This window comes from Escherichia sp. HH26CH (assembly GCF_009820205.1).
GTDB classification, from domain to species: Bacteria; Pseudomonadota; Gammaproteobacteria; order Enterobacterales; family Enterobacteriaceae; genus Escherichia; species Escherichia coli_F.
The window spans coordinates 38270-64542 of record NZ_VNXM01000032.1 but is presented as its reverse complement, the minus strand read 5'-3'; the positions used below and the strand labels follow the sequence as shown (position 1 = coordinate 64542).

At 47.6% G+C, this 26273-nt stretch carries 29 protein-coding genes and 1 pseudogene; 9 read left to right on the top strand and 21 right to left on the bottom strand.

The genetic code is table 11. The features are described from left to right. The first annotated feature begins 164 nt into the window (after positions 1 to 164). Positions 165 to 1778: a murein tripeptide ABC transporter substrate-binding protein MppA gene (mppA, locus tag FQ015_RS10850; RefSeq protein WP_000683032.1), complete on the top strand. Its 1614-nt coding sequence runs from the start codon at positions 165 to 167 to the stop codon at positions 1776 to 1778. 45 nt (positions 1779 to 1823) lie between these two features. On the opposite strand, the gene ynaI is transcribed toward mppA, so the two are convergent. After that, entirely contained in the window at positions 1824 to 2855 is a 1032-nt protein-coding gene (ynaI, locus tag FQ015_RS10845; protein WP_000559907.1) for a low conductance mechanosensitive channel YnaI, read from the bottom strand. 243 nt (positions 2856 to 3098) lie between these two features. On the opposite strand from ynaI, the gene FQ015_RS10840 reads away from it, so the two are divergent. Beyond that, the gene (locus FQ015_RS10840) at positions 3099 to 3356 is read left to right on the top strand and encodes a DUF2534 family protein (RefSeq protein ID WP_000605090.1); all 258 of its coding nucleotides are present in this window, start codon (positions 3099 to 3101) and stop codon (positions 3354 to 3356) included. Between the two features lie 49 nt (positions 3357 to 3405). On the opposite strand, the gene uspE is transcribed toward FQ015_RS10840, so the two are convergent. The 6 genes from uspE to abgA all read right to left on the bottom strand — a co-directional run bounded on the left by uspE (position 3406) and on the right by abgA (position 10299). Beyond that, positions 3406 to 4356: a universal stress protein UspE gene (gene uspE, locus FQ015_RS10835; protein WP_001262123.1), complete on the bottom strand. Its 951-nt coding sequence runs from the start codon at positions 4354 to 4356 to the stop codon at positions 3406 to 3408. 151 nt (positions 4357 to 4507) lie between these two features. Beyond that, positions 4508 to 5260 carry a fumarate/nitrate reduction transcriptional regulator Fnr gene (gene fnr, locus FQ015_RS10830; protein ID WP_000611911.1) on the bottom strand — a complete coding sequence of 251 codons (753 nt, stop codon included), beginning with the start codon at positions 5258 to 5260 and terminating at the stop codon, positions 4508 to 4510. Between the two features lie 194 nt (positions 5261 to 5454). Next, entirely contained in the window at positions 5455 to 5970 is a 516-nt protein-coding gene (ogt, locus tag FQ015_RS10825) for a methylated-DNA--[protein]-cysteine S-methyltransferase (RefSeq protein ID WP_000944997.1), read from the bottom strand. A gap of 10 nt (positions 5971 to 5980) precedes the next feature. After that, complete coding sequence (gene abgT, locus FQ015_RS10820) at positions 5981 to 7507, bottom strand: p-aminobenzoyl-glutamate transporter (protein WP_000062957.1); 1527 nt, start codon at positions 7505 to 7507, stop codon at positions 5981 to 5983. Between the two features lie 36 nt (positions 7508 to 7543). Next, entirely contained in the window at positions 7544 to 8989 is a 1446-nt protein-coding gene (gene abgB / locus FQ015_RS10815; protein WP_160524049.1) for a p-aminobenzoyl-glutamate hydrolase subunit AbgB, read from the bottom strand. Further along, positions 8989 to 10299 carry a p-aminobenzoyl-glutamate hydrolase subunit AbgA gene (gene abgA, locus FQ015_RS10810; protein ID WP_160524048.1) on the bottom strand — a complete coding sequence of 437 codons (1311 nt, stop codon included), beginning with the start codon at positions 10297 to 10299 and terminating at the stop codon, positions 8989 to 8991. The genes abgB and abgA overlap by 1 nt, the downstream gene beginning before the upstream one ends. Positions 10300 to 10474: 175 nt before the next feature. Between abgA and FQ015_RS10805 the strand changes: the two genes are divergently transcribed. Further along, positions 10475 to 11383, top strand: coding sequence for a LysR family transcriptional regulator (locus tag FQ015_RS10805; RefSeq protein ID WP_160524047.1), 909 nt, complete (start codon positions 10475 to 10477; stop codon positions 11381 to 11383). 329 nt (positions 11384 to 11712) lie between these two features. After that, positions 11713 to 12276 (top strand): DNA endonuclease SmrA, encoded by a 564-nt coding sequence (gene smrA / locus FQ015_RS10800; RefSeq protein ID WP_001046832.1) that lies wholly within the window; start codon positions 11713 to 11715, stop codon positions 12274 to 12276. 20 nt (positions 12277 to 12296) lie between these two features. Here the strand turns inward: smrA and dgcM are convergent, their stop codons facing one another. Next, positions 12297 to 13529 carry a diguanylate cyclase DgcM gene (dgcM, locus tag FQ015_RS10795; protein WP_001353225.1) on the bottom strand — a complete coding sequence of 411 codons (1233 nt, stop codon included), beginning with the start codon at positions 13527 to 13529 and terminating at the stop codon, positions 12297 to 12299. Positions 13530 to 13722: 193 nt separating this feature from the next. Here dgcM and ydaN point away from each other — a divergent pair, with 193 nt between their 5' ends. From ydaN to dbpA, 4 genes are all read left to right on the top strand, one after another. Beyond that, positions 13723 to 13770, top strand: a complete 48-nt coding sequence (gene ydaN / locus FQ015_RS24185; protein ID WP_211180494.1) for a protein YnaN — start codon at positions 13723 to 13725, stop codon at positions 13768 to 13770. A gap of 13 nt (positions 13771 to 13783) precedes the next feature. After that, entirely contained in the window at positions 13784 to 14767 is a 984-nt protein-coding gene (gene zntB / locus FQ015_RS10790) for a zinc transporter ZntB (RefSeq protein ID WP_000387385.1), read from the top strand. A gap of 274 nt (positions 14768 to 15041) precedes the next feature. Continuing rightward, positions 15042 to 15215 (top strand): proline-rich small protein YnaL, encoded by a 174-nt coding sequence (gene ynaL / locus FQ015_RS24540; RefSeq protein ID WP_001296046.1) that lies wholly within the window; start codon positions 15042 to 15044, stop codon positions 15213 to 15215. Between the two features lie 30 nt (positions 15216 to 15245). Beyond that, positions 15246 to 16619: an ATP-dependent RNA helicase DbpA gene (gene dbpA / locus FQ015_RS10785; RefSeq protein WP_000123713.1), complete on the top strand. Its 1374-nt coding sequence runs from the start codon at positions 15246 to 15248 to the stop codon at positions 16617 to 16619. A 128-nt stretch (positions 16620 to 16747) separates the two neighbouring features. Here dbpA and ttcA read toward each other — a convergent pair whose 3' ends face one another. The 10 genes from ttcA to kilR form a co-directional block, all read right to left on the bottom strand. Continuing rightward, positions 16748 to 17683, bottom strand: a complete 936-nt coding sequence (gene ttcA / locus FQ015_RS10780) for a tRNA 2-thiocytidine(32) synthetase TtcA (protein ID WP_074505624.1) — start codon at positions 17681 to 17683, stop codon at positions 16748 to 16750. 51 nt (positions 17684 to 17734) lie between these two features. Then, on the bottom strand, positions 17735 to 18970 hold the full coding sequence (locus FQ015_RS10775; RefSeq protein ID WP_160524046.1) for a tyrosine-type recombinase/integrase: 1236 nt from the start codon (positions 18968 to 18970) through the stop codon (positions 17735 to 17737). Position 18971: 1 nt separating this feature from the next. Next, a complete protein-coding gene (gene xisR, locus FQ015_RS10770) occupies positions 18972 to 19187 on the bottom strand; it encodes an excisionase XisR (protein WP_000079604.1) in 216 nt (71 codons plus the stop codon). 99 nt (positions 19188 to 19286) lie between these two features. Continuing rightward, positions 19287 to 19475, bottom strand: coding sequence for a DUF1187 family protein (locus FQ015_RS10765; RefSeq protein ID WP_001302840.1), 189 nt, complete (start codon positions 19473 to 19475; stop codon positions 19287 to 19289). Beyond that, positions 19468 to 19662, bottom strand: coding sequence for a type I toxin-antitoxin system endodeoxyribonuclease toxin RalR (ralR, locus tag FQ015_RS10760; protein ID WP_072130784.1), 195 nt, complete (start codon positions 19660 to 19662; stop codon positions 19468 to 19470). Before ralR ends, FQ015_RS10765 begins: the two co-directional genes overlap by 8 nt. Before the next feature lie 56 nt (positions 19663 to 19718). After that, the gene (gene recT, locus FQ015_RS10755; protein WP_000166322.1) at positions 19719 to 20552 is read right to left on the bottom strand and encodes a recombination protein RecT; all 834 of its coding nucleotides are present in this window, start codon (positions 20550 to 20552) and stop codon (positions 19719 to 19721) included. After that, complete coding sequence (gene recE, locus FQ015_RS10750; protein ID WP_160524045.1) at positions 20545 to 23223, bottom strand: exodeoxyribonuclease VIII; 2679 nt, start codon at positions 23221 to 23223, stop codon at positions 20545 to 20547. The genes recT and recE overlap by 8 nt, the downstream gene beginning before the upstream one ends. Before the next feature lie 101 nt (positions 23224 to 23324). Beyond that, positions 23325 to 23600, bottom strand: a complete 276-nt coding sequence (locus tag FQ015_RS10745; RefSeq protein ID WP_001351479.1) for a hypothetical protein — start codon at positions 23598 to 23600, stop codon at positions 23325 to 23327. 74 nt (positions 23601 to 23674) lie between these two features. Continuing rightward, the gene (locus FQ015_RS10740; RefSeq protein ID WP_086590414.1) at positions 23675 to 23845 is read right to left on the bottom strand and encodes a YdaE family protein; all 171 of its coding nucleotides are present in this window, start codon (positions 23843 to 23845) and stop codon (positions 23675 to 23677) included. After that, positions 23845 to 24066 carry a killing protein KilR gene (gene kilR, locus FQ015_RS10735; protein ID WP_000560226.1) on the bottom strand — a complete coding sequence of 74 codons (222 nt, stop codon included), beginning with the start codon at positions 24064 to 24066 and terminating at the stop codon, positions 23845 to 23847. Before kilR ends, FQ015_RS10740 begins: the two co-directional genes overlap by 1 nt. Positions 24067 to 24597: 531 nt before the next feature. On the opposite strand from kilR, the gene FQ015_RS10730 reads away from it, so the two are divergent. Further along, positions 24598 to 25131 (top strand): super-infection exclusion protein B, encoded by a 534-nt coding sequence (locus tag FQ015_RS10730; protein ID WP_050483990.1) that lies wholly within the window; start codon positions 24598 to 24600, stop codon positions 25129 to 25131. A 92-nt stretch (positions 25132 to 25223) separates the two neighbouring features. Here the strand turns inward: FQ015_RS10730 and ydfB are convergent. The 3 genes and pseudogenes from ydfB to FQ015_RS10720 all read right to left on the bottom strand — a co-directional run bounded on the left by ydfB (position 25224) and on the right by FQ015_RS10720 (position 26224). Then, positions 25224 to 25351, bottom strand: a pseudogene (ydfB, locus tag FQ015_RS24535) (protein YdfB). Positions 25352 to 25361: 10 nt separating this feature from the next. Then, a complete protein-coding gene (locus tag FQ015_RS10725; protein ID WP_000379553.1) occupies positions 25362 to 25508 on the bottom strand; it encodes a DUF1391 family protein in 147 nt (48 codons plus the stop codon). A gap of 254 nt (positions 25509 to 25762) precedes the next feature. Then, complete coding sequence (locus FQ015_RS10720) at positions 25763 to 26224, bottom strand: helix-turn-helix domain-containing protein (RefSeq protein WP_000753628.1); 462 nt, start codon at positions 26222 to 26224, stop codon at positions 25763 to 25765. Positions 26225 to 26273: the final 49 nt, after the last annotated feature.

Below are 26273 nucleotides of genomic sequence, written 5' to 3'. Positions count from 1 at the left end.
AAGTATTACAGGCAGTGTTGTGCAAATTTTGCGGATTATCAAATCCTTTTCTTCAACGCTATGTTATCGATCTTGTATCACTTTTTTGCCGGAAGTTGTTTGCATTTCTTTAAGGCGAAACAAATAATTACGCATGATTATTAACGCAGGTTTGAGGGTAACTTATGAAGCACTCTGTTTCAGTCACGTGTTGTGCGCTGTTGGTCAGCAGCATTTCTCTTTCGTATGCTGCAGAAGTTCCGAGCGGCACAGTACTGGCAGAGAAGCAGGAGCTGGTGCGCCATATTAAAGATGAGCCTGCGTCGCTGGATCCCGCTAAAGCCGTGGGTCTGCCAGAGATTCAGGTCATTCGCGATCTTTTTGAAGGACTGGTGAATCAGAACGAGAAAGGGGAGATTGTCCCCGGCGTTGCGACTCAGTGGAAAAGTAATGACAACCGTATCTGGACTTTCACCCTGCGCGATAACGCAAAATGGGCGGATGGCACACCGGTAACGGCACAGGATTTTGTCTACAGCTGGCAACGTCTGGTTGACCCAAAAACGTTGTCGCCGTTTGCCTGGTTTGCCGCGCTGGCGGGAATCAACAACGCACAGGCGATTATTGATGGTAAAGCTACGCCTGATCAGCTAGGCGTCACCGCGGTTGATGCCCGTACTTTGAAAATCCAGCTTGATAAACCGTTGCCGTGGTTTGTGAATTTAACAGCCAATTTTGCCTTCTTCCCGGTGCAAAAAGCTAACGTAGAAAGCGGGAAAGAGTGGACGAAACCCGGAAATCTGGTCGGCAATGGCGCTTATGTTCTTAAAGAGCGTGTAGTCAATGAAAAACTGGTCGTGGTGCCAAATACTCATTATTGGGATAACGCCAAAACGGTGTTGCAAAAAGTGACCTTCCTGCCAATTAATCAGGAATCCGCAGCCACTAAGCGTTATCTCGCGGGGGATATTGATATCACCGAATCCTTCCCCAAAAATATGTATCAGAAGCTGTTGAAGGATATTCCGGGGCAGGTTTATACACCGCCGCAGCTCGGGACCTATTATTATGCGTTTAACACGCAAAAAGGGCCGACGGCAGATCAGCGCGTTCGTCTGGCATTAAGTATGACGATAGATCGCCGCCTGATGACCGAAAAAGTGTTGGGGACGGGCGAAAAACCAGCGTGGCATTTTACGCCAGATGTTACTGCCGGATTCACGCCGGAGCCTTCGCCGTTTGAACAAATGAGTCAGGAAGAACTGAATGCGCAGGCAAAAACTTTGTTGAGCGCAGCCGGTTATGGTCCGCAAAAACCGCTGAAGCTGACGCTTTTGTATAATACTTCAGAAAACCATCAAAAAATTGCGATTGCTGTGGCATCGATGTGGAAAAAGAACCTTGGTGTAGATGTCAAACTGCAAAATCAGGAATGGAAAACCTATATCGATAGTCGTAATACAGGTAATTTTGATGTTATCCGCGCCTCGTGGGTGGGGGATTATAATGAACCCTCCACCTTCCTGACATTATTAACGTCAACGCATTCAGGGAACATTTCACGTTTTAACAACCCGGCCTACGACAAAGTTTTGGCCCAGGCATCGACGGAAAATACCGTTAAAGCGCGTAATGCCGATTACAACGCGGCAGAAAAAATCCTCATGGAGCAAGCACCGATTGCACCAATTTATCAATATACCAATGGACGATTAATCAAGCCGTGGCTGAAAGGTTATCCCATTAATAACCCGGAAGATGTGGCGTATAGCCGGACTATGTATATTGTGAAACATTGATGTGAACTGGCGTTACCCTTGTGGGTAACGCCAGTGATGTCTGAATTAACGACCCTGGTCTGGTGGTGTAATGTTATCCATATACAGCGTCTGGCTTGGGAACGCGAAATCCGCGCCGTGTGACTGTACAATATCGATAATCTTCAAATAAACATCCTGCTGGGCGGCAAGCCATTCAGCCCATACTGTGGTTTTGGTAAAGCAATAAACCATAATATTCAATGACGAGTCAGCAAACTGGTTGAAATAAACCAGTAAGGTTTGTCGCTGGTCGATGGCTGGGTGATTTTTAAGCATCTCACGTACGGCTTCGACAATGGCTCCCACTTTTGCCGCATCCTCATAACGTAAACCGATTGTCGTGGTAATACGTCGGTTGGTCATTCGCCCCGGGTTTTCTACGCTGATAGACGAAAACAGCGAGTTCGGGACGTATAACGGACGATTATCAAAGGTCGTAATTTTGGTAATTCGCCAGCCAATTTCCGCTACTGTACCTTCGATATTTCTGTCCGGTGAACGGATCCAGTCGCCAATACTAAAAGGACGGTCGAAATAGAGCATAATCCCGGAAAAGAAGTTACTCAAAATATCTTTACCGGCCATACCGACAGCCAGACCACCAATACCACCAAAGGTCAACAAGCCAGAAAGGCTCATACCGAAATGTTCGCCATAAAGCAAAACAAGTACCACAATAATGGTGATTTTGATGATACGCGACATAATCCGCGCACTGGTGATATCGCGACCTTTTTTAATCTGCTGTTTTTCAAACTGATTAATCAGCAGAAATAACTTAATCGTCAGAATAACCGCAATCAGGGACGTACAGATAAAATCGATAACGCCTGGAGTGATAAATTGGAGTTTGTAGTTTTCTATAACATAATTAATGATGCTACCAACAGCACTGATAATTATGGTGTAGATTAAAAATTGCACCGCATGGAATAAAAATCCTTTTCTTTTACGATTTCCGCGGCGAAACCAAAAGCTCATCAGAATCAATGCTGCGCAGCTACCGAAAATAATGACCAGATTAAGCGCATTATTTGTAAACAGTTCAGCGATCATTGTTTTATCAGGCTCCTCCAGATAATTGTCGTCATGCCGGAAACCCCTGGCGGGGCTATTTTACCGCGACAATTCATTCAGATCATCAATAGTCAGGGAAGGAAGTAGCAACATTAGCTAACTAATCAATGCGTTGATTGTAAATCCAGCTAAGAGGTGAGGTTTTCAGAGCAGACAACGGTGAAATGTCATGGTATTGTTACTGTTAGGTAACAAGAAATTTGTCTGCACAAGGATTACATCATGATTATGGCGAAACTGAAGTCAGCGAAAGGGAAGAAATTTCTCTTTGGTTTGTTGGCGGTTTTCATTATTGCGGCGTCGGTTGTGACTCGCGCGACCATCGGCGGCGTGATAGAACAGTACAATATTCCGCTGTCTGAGTGGACGACATCAATGTATGTGATTCAGTCATCAATGATTTTTGTTTATAGCCTGGTCTTTACTGTGTTGCTGGCAATCCCGTTGGGAATTTATTTCCTTGGCGGCGAAGAGCAGTAAGTAAAAAATAGGCCCGTTAACTCGGGCCTTGTCAGTTATTGAAGAGTCGTTAATCGTCTTCTTCGTCATCCAGTTCAACGGGGGTCTGATACTGGTCAGGTTTAATGACCAGCAGGTCGCAGCGAAGATGATCAATCACCTGTTCCGCCGTGTTGCCGAGGAATGCTGCTGAAATACCGGTGCGTCCGACCGTTCCCAGAACCACAATCCCCGCCTGTAAGTGCTCCGCCAAATCAGGAATCACCTCTTCTGGTAGACCTTTTTCAACGTGTGTCATGTTTTCATTAATACCGAATTTCTGCCGCAGGGCTTTCATAGCCAGCAAATGTTGCCCACGAATGGCATCGTTATAAACGCTCGGATCAAATTCCGGCAGTTCAATCGCGATATTAATTGGCGTTACCGGATAAGCGCCAACCAGATGAACTTCGGTATGATTAACTTGTTCCGCCAGTTCGATCGTCTCTTTAACCAGTTTTTCATTGAGCGCATTATGGTACGGCTCTTCACTGGCGAGATTCACCGCCACCAGCGCCTTACCCCCTTCCGGCCACGGCTGGTCTTTCACCATCCACACCGGGCTTGGGCATTTGCGTAACAGATGCCAGTCCGTTGGCGTAAAAATCACCGCTTCCAGACGGTCATGTTGGTGCGCCATTTTTAGCACCAAATCGTGTCCGCCGCTGATCACTTCCTGAATGATGGCTTCGAATGGACGGTTATGCCAGACCACTTTAATTTCAATGGGAACGCCAGCATTGAGATAATATTTTGCCTGCTCGTGGATCCAGGCTGTTCGCTGGCTGATGACGCCCTGACGCATAGCGGTACGTTCGTCCGGGGAGAGCAGGGTGGTCATTTCGTATGAGAAGTCATAGATCGGCAAAAAGGCTTTAATTTTGCCACCAATCCGTTGATGTAAATAAACAGCTCGCCGCAATGCTGGTTGGTCGTCCTGGTTAGGATCGATAACAACGAGCATGTTCTGATACATAGCCATACAGGGTCTCCTTACAACAACTGTCAACGCAGTTTGTAATTAAAAGATTAACCCATATCTGGTGAATGAAACAGTGATGAACCTTCTGCCAGATCAATAAATCAGAAAAATTTAATGATATGACAGAAGGATAGTGAGTGATGCGGAAAAATCAGGCAACGTTACGCGTGTGACCAGCAAGCTGGGCCAGCGCATCGTTATTTTCGATGGTGATGTATTTACCTTTGACTGCCAGCATACCGCTTTTCTGGAAGCGACCCAGCAGACGGCTGATGGTTTCTACCGTCAGGCCCAGATAGTTACCGATATCGCCACGAGTCATCGTCAGGCGGAATTCACGAGGGGAGAAGCCGCGTTGGGCAAAACGACGGGACAGGTTGTAGATGAATGCAGCCAGACGCTCCTCGGCATTTTTCTTCGACAACAGCAGGATCATGTCCTGATCGCCTTTGATTTCACCGCTCATCAGACGCATCATCTGCTGACGCAGATTCGGCATTTTACCGGACAAATCGTCCAGCGTTTCGAACGGGATTTCACATACCATCGAGGTTTCCAGCGCCTGCGCGAAGCTTGGGTGATGACCACTGCCGATGGCATCAAATCCCACCAGGTCGCCTGCTAAATGGAAACCAGTGATTTGCTCGTCGCCTTGCTCAGTGATGGTATAACTTTTAATCGTACCGGAGCGGATGGCATAAAGCGATTTAAGTTCATCACCAGCCTTAAACAGCGTCTGGCCTTTCTGAATAGGCTTCTTTCGCTCAATGATATTATCAAGCTGATCAAGCTCATGTTCGTTGAGTGTGAACGGGATGCAAAGCTGGCTGATGCTGCAATCCTGGCAATGGATAGCACAACCGCCAGACTGAATGCGCCGTATAATTCGCTTTTCCGGGATCATAGGTCTGCTCAAGCCGTAATTGATATTTGTCAATTTTAACATCTTTTTAGGGAGCAAGTAAGTCTAAGCAAACCTTAACAGCAGAGAATTCCGATATTAGATGTAAATATATGTCTATCTATTTGAAAACCCTTAAGTTGTTAAGGGTAACTTTACATAAAAGTGTGAACAAGCTGGCACAAATTGTATAAGGTTTACAGCAAAAGATAACCTTCGTGGCGTAATAACCACTCTTTTCGCTGAACTCCGCCTGCATATCCGGTCATGGTACCGTTTCTGCCAATGACCCGATGACAAGGCACAACAATGCTGATGGGATTCGATCCATTTGCCGCACCTACGGCACGCGCCGCGCCGGGGCGGCCCAATTGTTTAGCCAGTTGGCCGTAATGCATTACCTGCCCGCAGGGGATTGTGCGTAATGTTTTCCAGACTTCGCGCTGAAATGGCGTCCCCCCCGTGGCAGTGGGAAGCGTATCAATAATGCTAAGATTACCGGCAAAATATTCACGAAGCTTGTCGCTTAAACCACCTGGGTTGGTGGCAGAAATGCGTTCATAGCCTTCTTTGCGGTAATGGATGTCCAGCAGCTGCACCATGCGTTCGCTGTACTCTTCCCATTCAACCGCCCGCAAGTGAAATTGCTCATCGCAAATCACCCACAGTGGACCTAGTGGCGTGGCAATTTTTTCTTCAAGTAATCTCAGCATCCGTTCTCTCTTAAGACAAACGAGGGTAAATCCCCGGACCTATCGGCAGACCGACAAGATACCACGCCAGCAACATCAGCAGCCATACCACCAAAAAGATAAGTGGATAGGGCAAAACTAACGAATAGTAAGTACCCAGTTTCGCGTCTGGTTTGTAGCGTTGCAGGAATCCAAGAAACAGTGGAACAAAAGGAGATACCGGCGCTAAAGGCAATACGGATGAGTCGGCAATACGAAAGAGGATTTGCGCAAATGCCGGGTGAAAGCCAAGTAGCATAAACATTGGTACAAAAATGGGGGCCAGAATCGACCAGATTGCGGAACCGCTGGCGATAAACATGCATAAGAAAGAGGAAAGCAACGCCAGACCGACAAACGCCGGGATGCCGCTAAGCCCTGAACTTTCGAGTATATCGGTCAGCCCCACAGCGATGAATTTCCCCATGTTGCTCCAGTTAAACATGGCGACAAACTGGGCCAGGGGAAAAACCATCACGATAAATCCCGCCATCTCTTTCATCGGTTCAATCATTAAATGCGGTAAATCCGCCTGACGTCGAATTGTGCGGGTAGCGATGCCATAAGCCAGCGAAACCACAAAGAAAAAGAGAATGATCAGTGGCACGATACCTTTAATAAAGGGGGATGGCATCACGGTGTGATTAATCGGATCGCGCAATATCCCATTTTCCGGGATCACCATCAGCGCAATTGCGGCAATAAAAAGTAGCGATACGACACCTGATATGCGTAAACCAAAACGCTGACTTTCGGTCAATGTCTGCAGTTTCTCATCGCTGTTTCCCTGCCATTGACCTAACCGTGGCTCAATGATTTTGTCGGTTATCAGGCCGCCAACAAACGTCAGTACGACTACGGAGCTGGCCATAAAATACCAGTTATCAATTACACTGACGTGCATTTGCGGATTGAACGCAGCCGCAGCCTCCGTGCTGATCCCCGACAGCAACACGTCGGTTGTGACAATCAGTAAATTAGCCGTAAAGCCGCAACCGACGCCTGCAATGGCGGCCAGTAAACCTGCCACTGGATGCCTGCCCACCGCCAGAAAAATCAATGCGCCCATCGGTGGCATGATAACTAACGCCGCATCGGATGATATATGGCTAAAAAAAGCAATAAACAACACCATATAACTGGCATAGCGGGCATTAACATGCGATGCCATTTTAACCATTAGCGCTGGCAGTAAGCCGACGCGTTCCGCCAGACCAGCACCTAAAACCAGCGCCAGGATCGCGCCTAGTGGGGCAAAACCGCTAAAGTTTTTAATCACATTGGGTAAAAACCAGTGTAATCCTTCCACACTGAGCAGGTTTTTCACGACCACTGGTGTACCATCGGTCGGGTTTTTCGCACTGACGCCAAAGGCCGACAAAATTGCCGTCGTCACCATGAGTACGATAATCAAATAGATAAAGAGCAAAAAAGGATGGGGAACCTTGTTACCAATTCTTTCGACCCAGCCATAGAGCTTCCCGGATTGGGAGGACGACGGTATGGATGACATACTCATGGGCATTCCTCGATTGTTGTGTTTGCGTTGTTGTTGTTATTTTAAAGGTGACGGTGTCACGTTTTTCGGAATAGGGCAGTGATACGGTTGCGTGTCCGTAACTTGCTGATGCTCTTGTTGGCATTCTTGCAATAGCCCTGAATCAATGAAGAGATTAAGTGTGGTTGCTGCTATAGTTTTCGCCGCCAGCAGCATTCCTTTATGAGCAATAGACGTTCGCCCCTGGCTAACCAGTTGCCACGTATGTAGCGGTGTACCGACGGCGAAACAGGGGCTGAAACACTGGGCAACAGGCAGTTTCCAACTGACGTCGCCGACATCAGTTGATGCCGCAAGCACGTTATCGGTGGCGGCATATGGAGCGACTTCATTCGCCAGTACCGTTTCACGATGACGTAGTGCAAAAGCCTTGCCGTTTTCTCCACCGGTTGCGGCGATATTATTCAGACTGTTTTGCCGATCGTTGGGGGTGAGCGTAGCCTGAATTTGTTTCGCAAAAGCCAGTTCTTCGCAGTTCCATTCCGGAGTACCAAAATGGGATAGGGCCTGGTACATGGCTTTTTCTAAGGTGCGATTCGGGAGATAACTGGAACAGGCTTTGTCAAAGCGGCATTCAACCGTGGTTTCGGTCATCAATGCCGCACCTTCGGCGATTTTGGCGACCCGATCATAAATATGCTGCACATCGGTCATTTCGGGGGCGCGGATAAGATAAAGCACTTCTGCCTGCGCCTGGACCACGTTGGGCGAGATCCCGCCGCTATCTGTGATGGCATAGTGTACGCGCGTTTTTTCAATAATATGTTCGTTGAGGAAGTTGGTACCAGTGGTCATCAACGTTACGGCATCAAGAGCGCTGCGTCCCAAATGAGGGGAGTTCGCGGCATGTGCTGCGATCCCTTTAAAGCGCCATGATGCCTGAATGTTTGCCAGCGTGCGGGTATTGAACATACCGGCAAAGGCTTCCGGGTGCCAGGTGAGTGCCGCATCCACATCATCAAATAACCCCTCGCGGACCATGAACGTTTTTCCCGAGCCGCCTTCTTCGCCAGGACAACCATAAAAGCGCACCGTGCCGCCTTGCCCATATTGTTCCAGCCATTTCTTGACGGCTATTGCTGCGGCAAAAGCGGCGGTTCCCAGCAAATTGTGTCCGCAACCGTGACCATTTTCACCGGGCGTCGTGGATGTAGGCTGCGCGCAACCTGCTTGCTGACTTAAACCTGCCAGGGCGTCATATTCCCCCAGCAAGGCGATAACCGGTTTGTCTTGACCAAACGAAGCAATAAAGGCATTTGGGATATTGCCTACGTTGCGAGTCACGGTGAAGCCTGCAGATTCCAGCGCCGAAGCCAGATGTTCCGCTGACCAGAACTCTTCAAAACGTGTTTCTGGATGATCCCAGATTTGATCAGCAATATCGGTATAACGTTGGCGATCGGCTTCAATCGCATCGTCGATAAAACGATAGATTTCCTGCATCAGATACCTCGCGTCCAGGGAAAATTGAGCGCGGTGCGCGCCAGCGTTTCGACGGCAATAGCGAGAACCTGCTCGTCAAAATCGAATTTTTCGTTGTGATGACCTGCCGCCAGCTGTGTGCCAAACACCATATAGGAGGCTTGCCCTTGATGTCGCTGCACGCGGGCCATCATTAATGTGGCATCTTCGGAACCCGCAGGCGCTTCAACACGTTCAATGGCCTGATTGACCCCCGCGACCTGAGCCGCCTGGCTTTGTAACCATGCGACCCATTGCGGCGAAGGAGAACTGGCGGTAGCTGCACCCATCAGCCGAGTTTCAACGCCGACACCATACATGGCTGCTGCGCCCTGAATCGCTTGTTGTGCACGGTCAAAAACATATTGATTGATGACGTCGCTGACCCCTCGAGTTTCAACTTTCAGCAACGCCGAGGCAGGAACCACATTACGACCGCTTCCTGCCTGCATAACGCCCACGTTTACTCTGGAAGCCCCTTCGCTGTGCGGGGCGATTCCATGCAGCGCAAGAGTTGCTTGTGCTGCCGCCAGTAAGGCATTGTGACCGTCTTCTGGTTTTGCGCCTGCGTGAGCGGCGGTCCCGGTGAAGTGCGCGTCAAATTTGGTGGTTGCCATAAAATTATCACTGCCGCACACTACTGTGCCCGCAGGTACACCAGTGCCAATGTGCACAGCAGTAAAATAATCAACATCATCCACTACACCTGCATCGACCATCGCCCGCGCGCCACGCGTACCTTCCTCTGCAGGCTGAAAAATCAGCTTGATGACGCCGTGAAGTCCGGACTCGAACTGTTTAAGGGTGTGCGCCAGCCCAAGCCCAATAGCGGTATGTCCATCATGACCACAGGCATGCATCATTCCGGCGTTACATGACGCAAAACCGTCGCGGTAGGGGCGATGGCTGACATCCCGTTCTTCACTGAGATCCAGCGCGTCCATATCGACACGGAAAGCCATCACCGGACCGGGGCGACCGGTATCCAGGGTAGCGACGATGCCAGTGAAACCACCTTCAAAAGCCGCAATCCATTGTTCTAGCGCCCCCTGTTGACGAGCGCGCTCGAATTCGCGTTGTAGAGTGAATTCATCAGGTAATCCCATCCGGCTACTTTCATTAACGACTTCGCGGCCCAGCGCCAGTGAATAACCGAGCTGGTGCAATTCTTCCGCAACAAGGGTGGCAGTGCGGAATTCCACCCAGCCAGACTCTGCATAGTGGTGAAAATCACGTCGCCAGTGCGATAATTTTGGGGCAAGCGAATTAATAAATTGATTCAAAGACTCCATAACCTTTCCCGTCATCAGTAAAAAGTGTGACCCGGTTCACGTAGCGATAGTTTTTACTTATCACTAACTGATTTTTCACAGTTTTAACCGTTCATAAATTACCCTGACATAATCATCTGCATTAAAGTAGATGCCAGTTTCTTTGGTCTGATAAATAACGGTTATCGGTGGCGTCATGGCTTTTCAGGTAAAAATTCATCAAATTCGGGCTTTTGTTGAAGTGGCTCGTCAGGGCAGCATTCGCGGAGCGAGCCGCATGTTGAATATGTCGCAACCGGCACTGAGTAAATCTATTCAGGAGCTGGAAGAAGGGTTATCGGCGCAACTCTTTTTTCGCCGTAGTAAAGGCGTGACGTTAACTGATGCCGGCGAAAGTTTTTATCAGCACGCCAGTCTTATTCTTGAAGAGCTGCGCGCAGCGCAAGAGGATATTCGCCAACGACAAGGGCAACTGGCAGGGCAAATTAATATCGGCATGGGGGCCAGTATTTCCCGCAGTCTGATGCCAGCTGTCATATCTCGTTTTCATCAGCAGCATCCGCAGGTAAAAGTACGCATTATGGAAGGGCAACTGGTGTCGATGATTAATGAATTGCGCCAGGGAGAACTGGATTTCACCATCAATACCTATTATCAGGGACCCTACGACCACGAATTTACTTTTGAGAAATTACTGGAAAAGCAATTCGCGATCTTTTGCCGCCCGGGACATCCCGCCATTGGTGCCCGTTCGATCAAACAGTTACTGGACTACAGCTGGACAATGCCGACGCCACACGGCAGCTACTACAAACAGTTGAGTGAATTGCTTGACGATCAGGCGCAAACGCCACAGGTCGGCGTAGTCTGCGAGACGTTTTCAGCCTGTATCAGTCTGGTGGCAAAAAGCGATTTTCTCAGCATACTACCTGAAGAAATGGGCTGCGATCCCTTGCACGGACAGGGGCTGGTGATGTTGCCGGTTAGCGAAATTTTACCGAAAGCGGCCTATTATTTGATTCAGCGGCGTGATAGTCGCCAGACACCACTGACCGCGTCATTAATCACGCAATTTCGGCGAGAATGCGGCTATCTGCAAAGTTAAAACTGCATAAAAAAATAGAGTCTGTCGACATCCGCCAGACTCTACAGTACACACAGCAGTGCATCCGCGTCTTAAATCCGGCATTGTCTCCTCTGCGCCGGTGACTGTGTTATAACGGTTTTAACCTTTAGTTGCCAATTTTCTTCAGTGACAGATTTCACGAAAATATAAGTTACATTATTAATATCGTGAATGAATAATCATGCATAAGCATTTTGCTTAAAATATCGGCAATATTTGGAACTTATTACTGGAATTTTGGGTAATACGTTGTTGGACCGACCCGGTCTGGTTATCATATCGCGCTCTTAATTGCGGGAGGATGTAACATGAACCTTGACGACAAATCGCTGTTTCTTGACGCCATGGAAGATGTCCAGCCGCTGAAACGTGCTACAGATGTCCACTGGCATCCAACGCGTAACCAACGTGCGCCGCAGCGTATCGACACGCTGCAACTTGATAATTTCCTCACCACCGGATTTCTCGACATCATCCCGCTAAGCCAGCCGCTGGAGTTTCGGCGGGAAGGGTTGCAACATGGGGTGCTGGATAAGCTGCGCAGTGGTAAATATCCGCAACAGGCGAGCCTGAATCTTTTGCGCCAGCCGGTGGAAGAGTGCCGCAAAATGGTGTTCAGTTTCATTCAACAAGCCCTGGCGGATGGTTTGCGTAATGTGCTGATTATTCATGGTAAAGGGCGGGAAGATAAATCGCATGCCAATATTGTCCGCAGCTATGTGGCGCGCTGGTTGACCGAATTTGATGATGTCCAGGCATATTGTACCGCGCTACCGCATCATGGCGGCAGCGGGGCGTGTTACGTCGCACTACGTAAAACGGCGCAGGCAAAGCAAGAAAACTGGGAGCGCCACGCTAAGCGCAGTCGTTGATCTCGAGACGCATCCGCGGCTTATGCCGCCAGCACGCGGTTGCGTCCATCATTTTTCGCCCGATACAAAGCATCATCAACGCGTTTAAACAGTTCATCGATGCTTTCATTTCCTTCGTGATGCGCCACACCAATGCTGACGGTAAAGCGTGGTAAGCCCGAAATACTCACTTTTGTCACGCTTACGCGGATAGTTTCAGCCAGCGAAAGCGCGGTATCCAGTGGGGTTCTTGGTAGCAATAAGACAAACTCTTCGCCTCCCCAACGAAACACCAAATCGCCTTTGCGAGCGCAACTTTCGAGAGTGCGGGCGAGGGCGCATAACACCTCATCACCTTTAGAATGCCCATAGAGATCGTTAATGTGTTTAAAACGATCGGTGTCGATGAGCAATAAGCTGTAATCCTGAGTGATGGCGAGGTGCTGCATTTGGCCTGGCTCGGTAATGTGATAAAACTGGCGCCGATTCAGTAATCCGGTCATCGCGTCATGGTGGGCAGCATGTTCCAGCTGCTCCTCCAGCCGTTTTTGCTCCGTAATATCATGCACAATACATAACATGAGCTTGTCGCCATAAATTTCAATCGGCCCAGCATAGGTCTGCACATGACGAGTCGAACCATCCGCCAGTTTATGAACAAAATTCAAAGGCTTATGACCACCGGGTAAATGCGAGATTTCATGCATGATAGGCATGACGCGACGCCCGAGCATATTAATTTCCCAGGTATGTTTCTGGCACATCGTTTCATGGTTATAACCATAGAAATTGAGCGCGGCGAGGTTAGCATCGACGATTTGGCCATCTCGTGAGGGGTCAATCAACAACATTGGTGCAGAGTTAGTCAGAAAAAAGCGCGCATAAAAACCTTGTTTTTTGCGCTGATAATTTGCCGAGCGACTGGCTTTTAAACCCAGCGTTGCCGGTGCTTCGATACCTTCGAAAATAATCACCGGTTCTGCTTCTGTCAGCTCTCGCAAAACAAGCCGACAGCTTAATGCTGTTTCCTCTTCTTTACGTTGAACGGTGAGGATTTCGATAATATCGTGTTGGTTTTGCAGATCGGAGAGGTATTTCGGCAGTTCTTTTTGTGAGGAGACGGAATAGGGACCGGTTCGTAGCTGACTAAACGTGAGGTCTTGCATCAACAGTCGCGCCGCGCTGTTGGCATAAATTAACTGTTCCTCAAAGGGCGAAACGATCCAGACAGGACTGGTGAGTAAGTCCAGGGTATTGAAGTTGTGCGTAATCATTGAGATCCCGTTATTTTTATCAATTTTTGTTGCTATCCGATCGCAATAAAGCCACGTCATATGATCAGATAATTCTGATAATGATAGACGCTATTTAACACTTCACACGGTTTGTATATGGAAAAGCATTTTGCTTTTTGTATTCAATTTAGACAGAATTTTATTAATCATTTCAGGGTAATGGGGTGATGAGATGTTGCGTAACAGGGCCAGAAGGCTAGACTACAAAATAATGCGTTGATGATGGAGGCACTGTGGAAGCGATTAAGGGATCGGACGTTAATGTCCCGGATGCAGTATTTGCCTGGATGCTGGATGGTAGAGGCGGCGTTAAACCGCTGGAAAATACAGATGTGATTGATGAAGCGCATCCCTGCTGGCTCCACCTTAATTATGTACACCATGATAGCGCCCAATGGCTGGCGACAACACCGCTGCTTCCCAATAACGTACGTGATGCGCTGGCGGGCGAGAGCACACGGCCCCGAGTCAGCCGTCTCGGTGAAGGTACGCTGATTACATTGCGCTGTATAAACGGCAGCACCGATGAACGCCCCGACCAACTGGTCGCCATGCGTGTATATATGGACGGGCGGTTAATTGTTTCGACCCGACAACGCAAAGTGCTGGCCCTGGACGATGTGGTGAGCGATCTGGAAGAGGGTACAGGTCCGACCGATTGCGGTGGCTGGCTGGTGGATGTGTGCGATGCGTTGACCGATCATTCCAGCGAATTTATTGAGCAGCTGCACGATAAAATTATCGACCTTGAAGATAATCTCCTCGATCAACAAATTCCACCGCGTGGATTTCTGGCGCTGCTGCGCAAACAATTAATTGTTATGCGTCGCTATATGGCACCGCAACGTGATGTTTATGCTCGTCTTGCCAGTGAGCGTCTGCCGTGGATGAATGATGATCAACGCCGCCGAATGCAGGATATTGCCGATCGCCTTGGGCGCGGCCTGGACGAAATTGACGCCTGTATAGCACGGACTGGCGTGATGGCGGATGAAATCGCTCAGGTGATGCAGGAAAATTTAGCCCGTCGCACCTATACAATGTCATTAATGGCAATGGTCTTTTTACCCAGTACGTTTCTGACCGGGTTATTTGGTGTCAACCTTGGTGGGATCCCAGGTGGCGGGTGGCAATTCGGATTTTCAATTTTTTGTATTCTGTTAGTCGTTCTTATTGGTGGTGTTGCTTTATGGTTGCATCGTAGTAAATGGTTGTAACAACAGCAATTTTCCCTACTATCTGTATACAAAAACGCCGCAAAGTTTGAGCGAAGTCAATAAACTCTCTACCCATTCAGGGCAATATCTCTCTTGCAGGTGAATGCAACGTCAAGCGATGGGCGTTGCGCTCCATATTGTCTTACTTCCTTTTTTGAATTACTGCATAGCACAATTGATTCGTACGACGCCGACTTTGATGAGTCGGCTTTTTTTTGCCTGTTATATATCAGCGTCTACCCTTTAAGAGTCCACCCAATGACCGGAGGGAAATATGACGACACTCATTTATTTGCAAATTCCTGTCCCTGAACCGATTCCTGGCGATCCTGTTCCCGTGCCCGATCCAATCCCTCGCCCGCAACCCATGCCTGACCCACCACCCGATGAAGAACCGATTAAATTGTCGCATCGTGAGCGTAGATCTGCGAGGATACGCGCTTGCTAATTTTTGCGTCGATGACCACGAGAACAGATTGTGACCGCTTTTTCTACCCTGAATGTTTTGCCTCCCGCCCAACTCACGAACCTTAATGAGTTGGGTTATTTAACTATGACGCCGGTGCAGGCTGCCGCGCTTCCGGCGATCCTTGCCGGAAAAGATGTTCGCGTGCAGGCGAAAACCGGCAGCGGCAAAACGGCGGCTTTTGGCCTCGGGCTGCTACAGAAAATTGATGCGTCGCTATTTCAGACCCAGGCTTTAGTGCTGTGCCCTACGCGTGAACTGGCGGATCAGGTGGCAGGTGAATTGCGTCGGCTGGCGCGTTTTCTGCCAAATACCAAAATTTTGACTTTGTGCGGTGGTCAACCGTTCGGTATGCAGCGTGATTCGTTGCAACATGCGCCGCATATTATCGTGGCAACCCCGGGGCGTTTGCTGGACCATCTGCAAAAAGGCACGGTATCACTGGATGCGTTGAATATGCTGGTGATGGATGAAGCCGATCGCATGCTGGATATGGGATTTAGCGATGCCATTGATGATGTTATCCGTTTTGCGCCAGCATCTCGACAGACGCTTCTGTTTTCGGCAACCTGGCCGGAAGCCATCACCGCAATCAGCGGACGAGTTCAACGCGATCCATTGGCGATTGAAATTGACTCAACAGATGCTCTGCCTCCCATTGAACAACAATTTTATGAGACATCCAGCAAAGGCAAAATTCCGCTGTTGCAACGGTTATTAAGTTTGCATCAGCCATCCTCTTGCGTGGTGTTTTGCAATACCAAAAAAGATTGTCAGGCTGTCTGCGACGCGCTGAATGACATAGGGCAAAGTGCATTGTCGTTACATGGCGATCTGGAGCAACGTGACCGCGATCAGACCCTGGTACGTTTTGCTAACGGTAGCGCTCGTGTGCTGGTCGCGACGGATGTTGCTGCGCGTGGTCTTGATATTAAATCGCTTGAGCTGGTAGTGAACTTTGAACTGGCGTGGGATCCTGAAGTTCATGTACATCGCATCGGTCGTACAGCGCGTGCAGGAAATAGCGGTCTGGCGATCAGTTTCTGTGCCCCGGAAGAAGCACAGCGGGCCAATATCATTTCTGACATGTTGCAGATAAAACTTAACTGGCAAACGCCGCCAGTTAATAGTTCCATTGTGCCGCTGGAAGCAGAAATGGCAACGTTGTGTATCGATGGCGGGAAAAAAGCCAAAATGCGCCCGGGTGATGTATTAGGTGCGCTGACAGGAGATATCGGGCTTGATGGCGCAGATATTGGCAAAATCGCCGTGCATCCGGCGCATGTCTATGTCGCGGTGCGTCAGGCTGTTGCTCATAAAGCATGGAAACAGTTACAGGGCGGGAAGATTAAAGGAAAAACGTGCCGGGTGCGGTTATTAAAATAATGAAATGTTGAATCGCAGGGTGCAAGAGTAAACATCTTCTTCGGGATTGCCGGATGCGACGCTGGCCGCGTCTTATCCGGCCTCCATAAGAGTAGCCCGATAAGCTTGCGCATCGGGCGCTATCCGGGTTATTTCACTTCAACCACATTCAGTCGTAACTCATCCAACTGATTTTCATCTTCTTCAGGCTGCCAACCCGCCGGTTGTAGAGGGATCTCTTCGCGATCAAACGCCAGATCACCCCCGTTAACCACTTCAGAACCGTGGGTAATGCCTTTGAAATCGAACAGGTTGGTATCGCACAGATGCGACGGCACCACATTCTGCATCGCGCTGAACATCGTCTCGATACGCCCCGGATAACGTTTATCCCAGTCACGCAACATGTCAGCAATCACCTGACGTTGCAGGTTAGGTTGTGAACCGCACAGGTTGCACGGAATAATCGGGAACGCTTTTGCATCGGCAAAGCGCTGAATATCTTTCTCGCGGCAGTAGGCCAGCGGACGAATCACAATATGTTTGCCATCATCGCTCATCAGTTTCGGAGGCATACCTTTCATCTTGCCGCCGTAGAACATATTTAAGAACAACGTTTGCAGGATATCGTCACGATGGTGACCCAGCGCGATCTTCGTCGCTCCCAGTTCCGTTGCGGTACGGTAAAGAATTCCGCGACGAAGACGAGAACACAGTGAGCAAGTGGTTTTGCCCTCCGGAATCTTCTCTTTCACGATACCGTAAGTGTTCTCTTCCACAATCTTGTACTCAATGCCCAGCTTTTCAAGATACTCGGGCAGAACGTGTTCCGGGAAGCCCGGTTGCTTTTGATCGAGGTTAACAGCCACCAGCGAAAAATTGATTGGCGCGCTTTGCTGCAAATTGCGCAGAATCTCCAGCATGGTATAGCTGTCTTTACCCCCGGAGAGGCAAACCATGATGCGATCGCCTTCTTCAATCATATTGAAGTCAGCAATGGCTTCGCCCACGTTACGACGCAGACGTTTTTGTAATTTGTTCAGATTGTATATCTCTTTCTTCGTATTCTTTTGATTTTCTTGCATTATTTCAGTTCTCTGGTACTAAATGGGGCAAATTGGGGGCAAACTTTGCAACTACGATAACCGCGCATTCAACATAGCTACCTGTTCGTCGTTCATGTCATCAATCCACATACCGTAAATTTCATACACCATCTGCGCAGTTTCATGCCCCATCTGGCTGGCTATAAATGCCGGGTTCGCTCCTGCCGTCAACAGCCAGCAGGCAAAAGTATGTCGCGTATGGTACGGATTACGGCGGCGAATACCAGCACGTTTTACAGCTGCATTCCATCTCGCACCCAAACTGCTTACCGAGTAATAAGGTTTCTGTTTTCCGTTACACATCCTGGGCATGAAAACAAAATGCAGTTTTTGCTTTTCGGTTCTGCCGTACTCCCGATGATAAAAAGTGATTTCGCTTTTGCGATGATGCCCGGTCAGTTTGTATTGCTCTTTCAGTGCTTCAAGAGCAGGCTGTAGTAGTGTTACCGTCCGGATCCCCGCATTTGTTTTTGGGGGACCGAACATATCAAGTATCGTCAGGTTTCTTCTGACATTCACAATTCCCTTCTCGAAATCCACATCCTCCCACGCCAGAGCAGCCAGTTCCCCGTGACGAAGCCCGGAGTAAACGGCAAATTTCCACAAGTTCTGGCTCTGTCCTTTTTCACTTTCCATTAATGTATTGAATTCTGTTTTAGATAACGGATCAGGCTTTATTCTGTTTCGCTGTAATTTTTTTACTCCTTCAAATGGTTTGGTTGATATAAATCCCGACTGATATGCAAAACGTAACAACGAACAGAGCAGGGCGATATAGTTATCAACTGTGCGCACAGTTCTTCCTTTTTTGTTGGATCTTGGATTATCCAGGTAAAGCGTTTCTCCATGCAGCAGTTCATTCCGATAGTTTAAGATATCGCTATAACGAATATGTGATATTGGGGTGCTCTCACAAATTATTATTCTGAGTGTTTTTAATTGTGATTTCGTTTTCTTCATTGTGTTTGTTGTTAACTCTGTCTCTTTAATTTTTGTCCAGATATCACAAAGCTCCCCGAACGTTTTTATGATCCTCGTTGTCACCATTTTTGCCCCAGTGCTGGACTGGGGAAAACGTCTTAAATACTCAAATTCACCGGAGTTTATTTCATGAACTATCAGCGCTCTTAAATTTCCGGCCTTTTTAATATTACTGTTTGTAATCTCCCAGCCTTTTAATGTTTCCCGACATCGTTTTCCTCGAAACATGAACCAGATGCGAATGTTTCTACCTCTAATCTCGACACCCGTTGGTAATTTAGACATATCATGAGTCTTTGATAAACTGATTTATCTTTGGATAGTTGTACCAGATAATTCCTCGTTTGCTGTCTGGCTTACCTAAAGGAGATACTCGTTTGAAGTGGAAGCCCTCCACCCAACAGTTCTGGCGGTATGCTTCAATTTGTCTGGCCCCCAGACCAGTGCGAAGCATCAGGCCGTATTCAACCATCCACTCTTCATTAAAAATTACTTGTGCCATCGCATCACCTCTGGCAGGCGCCAATGTTAGACTGAAATTGACGCCTGATGTTGATTATTAATAATCAGCTATGAAGTTTTAATTTGAATACAATGCAATTCACGAGGACTGAAGTTTCTCGCAATTAAAATTTATCAGTTTTACTTTCTGCTCTCTGGAAACGCCTGCTTCTTTTTTACCTGAGAGCATTTTTTCGCATTCTGATTTCGTTAGTTTAGATTTTGAATATCTTGTCCAGTTAGTAGGAGTGCCACCTTCCTTTTCAATTGTAGCGGTAATTTTATACATGAACGCCTCCATTAATATTTTCAGTGGTTCGTTTATTCCATCTTTCGAGCGCTTCTTTTTCACTTCCACCATAGCCAGTTCGGGATTCGCATCCGTTGCATTTTGCCCGGTAATATCCTGAAATGTCTTTCACCGTTACTGATGGACAACCACAAAACGGACATGGTTTAACATCGTCATATCTCAAAGTTTTTGTCATAAAAACTATCTCACGTTGGCGGTGCATTACACCGCCAGGCTGGATTATTCTTCTGGATTATCGATTACACTGTATTCCCCGGCTATAACCGATATGTCGTCTGGATTAATTGTTTCCACCTCTTTTCCATCCATCGATACTGCACGCTGGATTTCAATAGATACCGGCAGATACTTGAACAGTTTTCGTATCACTGTCTTTTTGGCCATGTCTTCAAAGTGTTCATCCCAGATGGACGACGCCCCTTTTGACGCTGCGTTTTTTGCCGCCTTGCTGTGCGTGTCGCGAACTTTTTCTACTTGTTTGCGGGTCATGACTTCAAACTGCACTCCTCCGTCTTTCAGTTTTGCAACAGCATAGACATGGGTTATAGGGGCATCTTCGTTTTCACCGGGACGATGAACCAGTTTTTCATCAAGGCCAAGTTCATAGCTGAATTCATCACATTCACGGACAACACGAGCTGACAGACTGATGATTTGACCTGATCGACGGGCAAGGTCGATCATGCCGCGATAACCGATGATCAGCTGTACGTTCTTCTTACCGTTTTTTGCTTTTCCGTTGCCGAACGGTAGCAGATATGCATGACCGAGGGCGCTACCTGGCTCAAGTCCGAGCTGTGAACACTGTACGATGGCACCGATAAAACTCGTCGAGTCACAGTTTCTTAGTTCCGGTACTTTACGGATTTCTGTTGTAGCAATGCGGATCATGCGTTCCGCTGTCATGTGACGTGGCAGAGCTGCTGCCAGTTGCGCTTTCATTGCCGGGCTGTTAATCACGCACAGCACATCCTTATCGTTAACTGCTGCTGGTGCACGGTTTCCCTGAGTTTTTTGCAGATCGGCTTTTGCGATAGGTGGTTGCTTAGTCATTTGCATACTCCTTAGCCCAGCGGGGCAGTGATAACGTCTTAATAGCTGGCCATTCATCGGTATTTAGGCAGTCAGCCAGGGTCCGCAGATTGCGGTGATATTCCTGCTGGCCTGCCAGTTTTGCTTCTTCGCCCATCATGAAAATCTCAACCGGATAACGTCCGCATTCAACAGTTGTGCTGGCAACCAGAAAAACGAAAGTTGGCTGCACACCAAACTGTGCTTCATAACCGTCACTGTAGAATGCATCCTGAACGTGATAGCGGTAGTCGTAATAAGCCGTTTTGAATCGTTGAATATCCGCTGTGGTTTTCACGTCCATGATCCAGTGAAATTCAGGAATAATTTTGTCCGGACGGCACCGACACAAAATTCCTGTTTCCGGATCTTCCCAGTAAATTGATGATTCAGCGTGTCCGGCGCTTTCAACAAGCCATTGCCCCAGCGGCAAAGCCATAACGCTTTGATACATTAGTTCAATTTTCCGGCCTTCTTCCGCAGTGATAACCGTTTTTCCTGTGCTTGCGCATTCCATCAGAAACGCTTTTTCTTCTTCTTTTCCGGCGTTTGTACGGCGGTTAAATTCAGGTGCTACGATAAAGCGGTTACTGAATTCTTCCGGTTCAAGTACCCGGCAGTGGAAAGCGGTTCCTAAATCGAGCGTTTTTGTCTTTGTAGTGTCCACGGGGGCATTTTTACGCCACAAATACAGTGCCGGAGTATCAGCAATGTCATCGAGCTGAGACTTACTGACACCGGGACCCGCGTGGTAATTCTCATTCGAAATTCCGTAATAAATACCTGGCTCTATGTCTTCTACGATTACGGGATCTGCGACTTCGCCAGTTTCATCACTGCAATCGCGATGCGGATCGCTGCCAGCATTCTCATTGTGCGGATGTTCAGCGCCTTCCATTTCCTCCGGATCTTTTTCCTTAGCTTCAACCTGATTCTCTTCACCGAATGTTTCCTGGTATGTTGCGTCGCCCATTACCGCGCCACAGTCAGGACAGTTGCCGCCGCCAGCCTTACTGCAGGCGGTGCAAACTTTCTCCGTTTCCTGTTGTTGCACTACTGGCTCAGGCTGTTTCGTTTCTGGCTCGTTTTGTTGCGTATTTGGGTCGTTCTGTTCCGCTTTCTGGTCGTTCTGTTCCGTTTCTGGCTGATTCTGGTATATAGAGTCGCGGGTCTGGATCCCCTTAACCCATTTCGGATCATTCGGGTCGCTAATCCCTTCAACAAATTCTCCGCGAGAGGCAGCCAGTAATTTGTCTGCATCGACAGGATTTTTGGGCGGAATGTTTTTCCGGGCTTCATGGAGTTCTGCCCGCAGTTTCTGATATTTCGCATCAACAGAATTTACCTGTGACTGAGCATCCAGCGACTGCGTGTCCTGATGATGTTCAGTTGCATCCGGTTCCACTGTTTCAGCCGTTGCCTGTTCATCTGCCATTGCGCAAGATGGTTGCAGTTTTTCTTCTTCTGTTACACGCTGCGGCATCGGGGCAGAGGAACGACCGCAGGCAATATCCACGATTTCTGGATCAGGGTTGGCATGATCAGTTTCAGTCAGTACTTTGTTCAGATATTCAGTGACGTGTGCGGGGATAACCTCGATCCCAATTGGTGCTTCTTTTACGGACGCAACCACGATAGCGCGGGAATAATCCAGTCCACCAGGCATGGTGATGAATTTGTCGCGGAAAACAGAAAAGGGTGGTTTATTTTCAGCGATAATTTCCTCGACACGTTTAGCGTGTGCCGGATGAAGGTTATAAATGTCCACGTCCATTGAACGAGCTAGTACGCCAGTGGCTACGTCGCGCGCCAGTGACGTCAGATCGTGAACGAAACCTTCGCCGCGATCGGTGAGGTTCCCGCCGCCAGCATTAGCGCCGGAAGCCGTGCGCGTGATGCGTGAAACACGATTTCCTTTTCGCCATTCTTTTGTCAGAAGACCGCGATCAATGTGTTCGGTATCCAGCCAGGCTGAAATGAAATTCTTAAATTCATAGGGCTGATGTTTTTTCGTGATAGAGAACACTGCCTTAATTGCATCAGTCAGGCGGAGCAGGGCGGCATTATCCAGAGTTGTCGGTTCTGCCATGCTGCGTATGGCCAACAGCAGATTCTGGACATAGCTGTTTTCCTGATCCATCTCAAGAGCAGTAATGTGTTTCCGTTGTTCACGGGTGGCATGATGCAGGTATTTCCGATCCCCGGCTGCATACGTAAAAATGTGCAGAAGACGCTGTGTGAACCGCAAAGTGGCTACAGAGACTTCGCAATCCTGGCAATCCTCGTGGGCGTCTGCCTGCGCGTTTTCTTCCTGGCCTCCCGCCAGTTCTTTGGTTTCTTGAGCATTATCCTGGTGGTGAACGTCGTCTGGCGCTGCTCCCGGTTTTAGTTCCCAGGTCATTGAGTCTTTGCTGAGTTGATAGCGTTCACTCCAGGTAAAATCGATCTCACCTTCAGGGGGAAGGTCATTAACGACAGGAAAATTCGTGGCAACAGGTTTAAAATAGCTGCTCAGTTTTTTACCTGACTTAACGAGCAGGTAGTCCAGAGTGGCACAGGTCGATTCAAAATCGTCGCTTGCCCACAGGACGACGTCAGGTTCACCGGATGATTTTTTCGCTTTCCGTAACAGGAAGAGTGGTTTTGTGCTCATTGTTTTTTAACCTCAACTCAGATTAAAATTCGTTTTGTTCAGTGAATGATCTTGCCGGATACACACTGTTCATAGCCTGCGTATGGCGCAGGCTATTTCTTTCAGATTTCACCGCCTAATTTCATTGCAATCAGAGTTGCCAGAAATCCGGCTTTTTTTTCTGCGGGCAGATTCTTTCCGATGTGAACCAGGCACATTTTTGTGACACCTTCATCAAGTGTTTTTACGTTGCCTGATGGACCGTCGATATCAACCACAGTGAATGGGGTTTCTTTATTTTCTGTTTTAATCACGTAGCCAATACGCTTTCCTTCCAGATTAACCTCGTGAACAATGTCATCGGTAGTTACAACAGTGGCTTCATAATTGGTAATCATGTTTTTCTCCTTAATTAAGGTTGAGCGAATCCCTGCCATTGCTGGCATAAATTCAGTTTCGAATAGTCAGTTAATTAAAGTTCGTGTGCCATCTGGTCTTTTTCGGCACAACTTTCACTACAATATTTTTTCATTTCCGTCGTTGGGATAACTCCACGCATGAAATGAAGTGGTCTTTTAATGGTTTTGCTTTCTTCAACGTCTTTATTGCAAAGGTGATAAGCACATTTTATTTTCTTAGTCATTACCATGACTCCGCCTTTACAGGTAAACCATCACGACCGAGGAAGACTTTAATCATGCAGTCAGAAATGCATGTTTTTGTAGTCAGGCTACGAATATAAAGTTTTCGCTTTTTAATATTGTTTGCCGAGGCGATATATGTCCGGCCTTCATGAAGAACATAATCGCCAGGAGTCACACACTGACGTGGTATTTCATCAGTTCCGAAGTGATGAGCAATCATAATTATCTCCATTTTTACAAATGAATTTTGTCGATGCGGTGCCTGGTGCCTCTAGGTGACGTTAACCAGTTAACAATTAACGCCGGATAATCCACCCATAACACTGATGCTTTTAACTGTGCCGCGTGCGCTTAGCCGCATTCACCGCATCACAAAATTCACTTTAAAAAGGGCGGTAGAGCAGTCACGGAGTAAAACTGATACCGCCAAACGTCACCAGAAAATTGATAGCAGAGGGTGTTGCAGCGGAGTTGTCACTTAGGCGTATGGTCAACCTGACAACCCGGTGTCCTCAATGGGGAAGGAATCACCCCGCCATACTTACCGCCGCGCCATTTCGCGGAGCGCCACAACCGGAAGTGCACGGTCGAATTAAATTTAACGACATCGTACAGTGAGACGAACTTCGCCGTGTGCTTTCGTGTTGTGTGCCTGTCTTTTTACCACTTCAGGCTCGGTGGTCTCGGCTATACCCCTACAGCGAGAGTCTGTGATAGCATTTTAATACCCTTACAGTAGAGAGTTATTAATATGCCTGATGTATTCGGCTTGTTGAGCAAGTTATTCAGTAACGAACCCTTAGAGCGCCTTATGTACATGCTTATTATCTTTGTTTTGATATTGCTCTTTATGCCTGATTCTGTGCCGGAGTATGTTCAAGACAAAATCAGCATTCCTTATATTTACCCGGTATTCGTTTTTGCCTTTTCTTTTGTGCTGGCTATAAATCTCCAACGTTTAGCTTTATTTCTTCGTAAGATCTGGCGAAGTCACCGGAACAATACAAGAGAACAAAAAATAATCAGCCATATCAATGCAGTTATCGATTCCTTGACTGCGGGTCAGAAAAAAATTCTCATTACGGCATTATCGAGGAACTATCCTGTGATCCATGCTGTACGCAATGATTCTGATATAAAAAAACTGGTATCTGCTAATATTTTGCTCCCCATGGAAGGGCAACTCCTTCCCGATGAAAATCCATACTGCGTTTTGCACATAAACGATATTTTCTGGCGTGCCCTCATGCTCAGATGGAATGCCTATAGCGGTGAGATTGAGTAATCTTATTGCTCTCAAGCAATAATTTAACGCTCCTTACCTGCCTCTGGTTTATTGAGAGTTTGAAACAAACTCTCAATTCCATTATAAACTTCTCAGTTGTTAGCTTTTGCCGAACTGGAAAGCGCCTGTTTAAACTCACTGAAGCTGAGAGCTTCTTCGCCTTCGGCAAGGCCTTCGAAGTATTCTTCGTAAGCCTTTTCATGATTGTGTCGAAATCCATATCACTCACCTTAGTTTCTTTCCAACCAGCGACGTGCGCCAGCTTCGGTTTTAAACGTTTTGCTTTTGGTATACGTCATGGCGGTGAATGTGCCGTCCTGATTGGGAAACACGCCACATACCAGAGATTCGTTGTTGCCAAGATCGATAGTATCCATGTTGACCTCATTTCCCCTTAACGCCGGGTGGCGGAACTAAAACCTACAGCGCCGTGCTGTTCTTGATAAAAATATTAGTAATGCGGATATTTTAAGTCAACAGTATGGCGTATAATATTTTTGATTTGGTAACTATGTAAATGTTTTTTCAAGGGAAAAATATTAGTTATACAGCTGATTTGCCGAAGTTATGGCACAAAAAAAACCGACTAAGACGTCGGTTTTTTTGTTGTGGATGGGGTAGTGAGCGGTGGCTACTGGTTACGTTTCTTTAGTGCCAGCATGTTCTCGAAGGCTTCCTCGTAGAGCTTGTTTAGTCCACGTAGCTGGTTAAGGAGTTTGGCTTTTTCTGACGCAGGTAGAATTTCGAAGAGGTTAAGCAACTCTGCCTGTTCTTCATTGACCAGCCTCCATCCTTTTCCTGAAAAGCTATCATCATAAGTATCTGATGATCTTACATAATTCATTAAGTCTTTAAGGTCTTCTCGAATGTCCTCTGGTTTTACCTTTAACAGAGCCGCAAATTTTAGCGCAGCGTCGGTATTTACCGGTATCTTGCCGTTCAGATACTGGCTAACGGTGCCTTGAGATTCGAATCCCAACAACTCAGCCGCCAGCTCTTGAGTCAGCTTCAGCTCTTTTTTTCTTGCATTCCATGCGGCTTTTAAATTCTTGCTCGCTTCTGGAGTTGCAATCACTTCGCGTGTTTTTTTCATACATAGAGTTTATTTGTTTTACCAATATTATCAAAGATAGTTTGACTAT

What these genes read in the sequence shown, in the direction of transcription:
- dgcM (WP_001353225.1), bottom strand. Translation starts at nt 13,529, where the DNA reads ATGATTACGCACAACTTCAATACCCTGGACTTACTCACCAGTCCTGTC.
- FQ015_RS10730 (WP_050483990.1), top strand. Translation starts at nt 24,598, where the DNA reads ATGCCTGATGTATTCGGCTTGTTGAGCAAGTTATTCAGTAACGAACCC.
- FQ015_RS10775 (WP_160524046.1), bottom strand. Translation starts at nt 18,970, where the DNA reads ATGTCTAAATTACCAACGGGTGTCGAGATTAGAGGTAGAAACATTCGC.
- ogt (WP_000944997.1), bottom strand. Translation starts at nt 5,970, where the DNA reads ATGCTGAGATTACTTGAAGAAAAAATTGCCACGCCACTAGGTCCACTG.
- FQ015_RS10725 (WP_000379553.1), bottom strand. Translation starts at nt 25,508, where the DNA reads ATGGATACTATCGATCTTGGCAACAACGAATCTCTGGTATGTGGCGTG.
- FQ015_RS10745 (WP_001351479.1), bottom strand. Translation starts at nt 23,600, where the DNA reads ATGATTACCAATTATGAAGCCACTGTTGTAACTACCGATGACATTGTT.
- xisR (WP_000079604.1), bottom strand. Translation starts at nt 19,187, where the DNA reads ATGGCACAAGTAATTTTTAATGAAGAGTGGATGGTTGAATACGGCCTG.
- kilR (WP_000560226.1), bottom strand. Translation starts at nt 24,066, where the DNA reads ATGATTGCTCATCACTTCGGAACTGATGAAATACCACGTCAGTGTGTG.
- recT (WP_000166322.1), bottom strand. Translation starts at nt 20,552, where the DNA reads ATGACTAAGCAACCACCTATCGCAAAAGCCGATCTGCAAAAAACTCAG.
- FQ015_RS10740 (WP_086590414.1), bottom strand. Translation starts at nt 23,845, where the DNA reads ATGACTAAGAAAATAAAATGTGCTTATCACCTTTGCAATAAAGACGTT.
- fnr (WP_000611911.1), bottom strand. Translation starts at nt 5,260, where the DNA reads ATGATCCCGGAAAAGCGAATTATACGGCGCATTCAGTCTGGCGGTTGT.
- FQ015_RS10840 (WP_000605090.1), top strand. Translation starts at nt 3,099, where the DNA reads ATGATTATGGCGAAACTGAAGTCAGCGAAAGGGAAGAAATTTCTCTTT.
- abgB (WP_160524049.1), bottom strand. Translation starts at nt 8,989, where the DNA reads ATGCAGGAAATCTATCGTTTTATCGACGATGCGATTGAAGCCGATCGC.
- abgA (WP_160524048.1), bottom strand. Translation starts at nt 10,299, where the DNA reads ATGGAGTCTTTGAATCAATTTATTAATTCGCTTGCCCCAAAATTATCG.
- FQ015_RS10805 (WP_160524047.1), top strand. Translation starts at nt 10,475, where the DNA reads ATGGCTTTTCAGGTAAAAATTCATCAAATTCGGGCTTTTGTTGAAGTG.
- ynaL (WP_001296046.1), top strand. Translation starts at nt 15,042, where the DNA reads ATGACGACACTCATTTATTTGCAAATTCCTGTCCCTGAACCGATTCCT.
- abgT (WP_000062957.1), bottom strand. Translation starts at nt 7,507, where the DNA reads ATGAGTATGTCATCCATACCGTCGTCCTCCCAATCCGGGAAGCTCTAT.
- FQ015_RS10765 (WP_001302840.1), bottom strand. Translation starts at nt 19,475, where the DNA reads ATGTATAAAATTACCGCTACAATTGAAAAGGAAGGTGGCACTCCTACT.
- uspE (WP_001262123.1), bottom strand. Translation starts at nt 4,356, where the DNA reads ATGGCTATGTATCAGAACATGCTCGTTGTTATCGATCCTAACCAGGAC.
- ynaI (WP_000559907.1), bottom strand. Translation starts at nt 2,855, where the DNA reads ATGATCGCTGAACTGTTTACAAATAATGCGCTTAATCTGGTCATTATT.
- FQ015_RS10720 (WP_000753628.1), bottom strand. Translation starts at nt 26,224, where the DNA reads ATGAAAAAAACACGCGAAGTGATTGCAACTCCAGAAGCGAGCAAGAAT.
- smrA (WP_001046832.1), top strand. Translation starts at nt 11,713, where the DNA reads ATGAACCTTGACGACAAATCGCTGTTTCTTGACGCCATGGAAGATGTC.
- recE (WP_160524045.1), bottom strand. Translation starts at nt 23,223, where the DNA reads ATGAGCACAAAACCACTCTTCCTGTTACGGAAAGCGAAAAAATCATCC.
- mppA (WP_000683032.1), top strand. Translation starts at nt 165, where the DNA reads ATGAAGCACTCTGTTTCAGTCACGTGTTGTGCGCTGTTGGTCAGCAGC.
- ttcA (WP_074505624.1), bottom strand. Translation starts at nt 17,683, where the DNA reads ATGCAAGAAAATCAAAAGAATACGAAGAAAGAGATATACAATCTGAAC.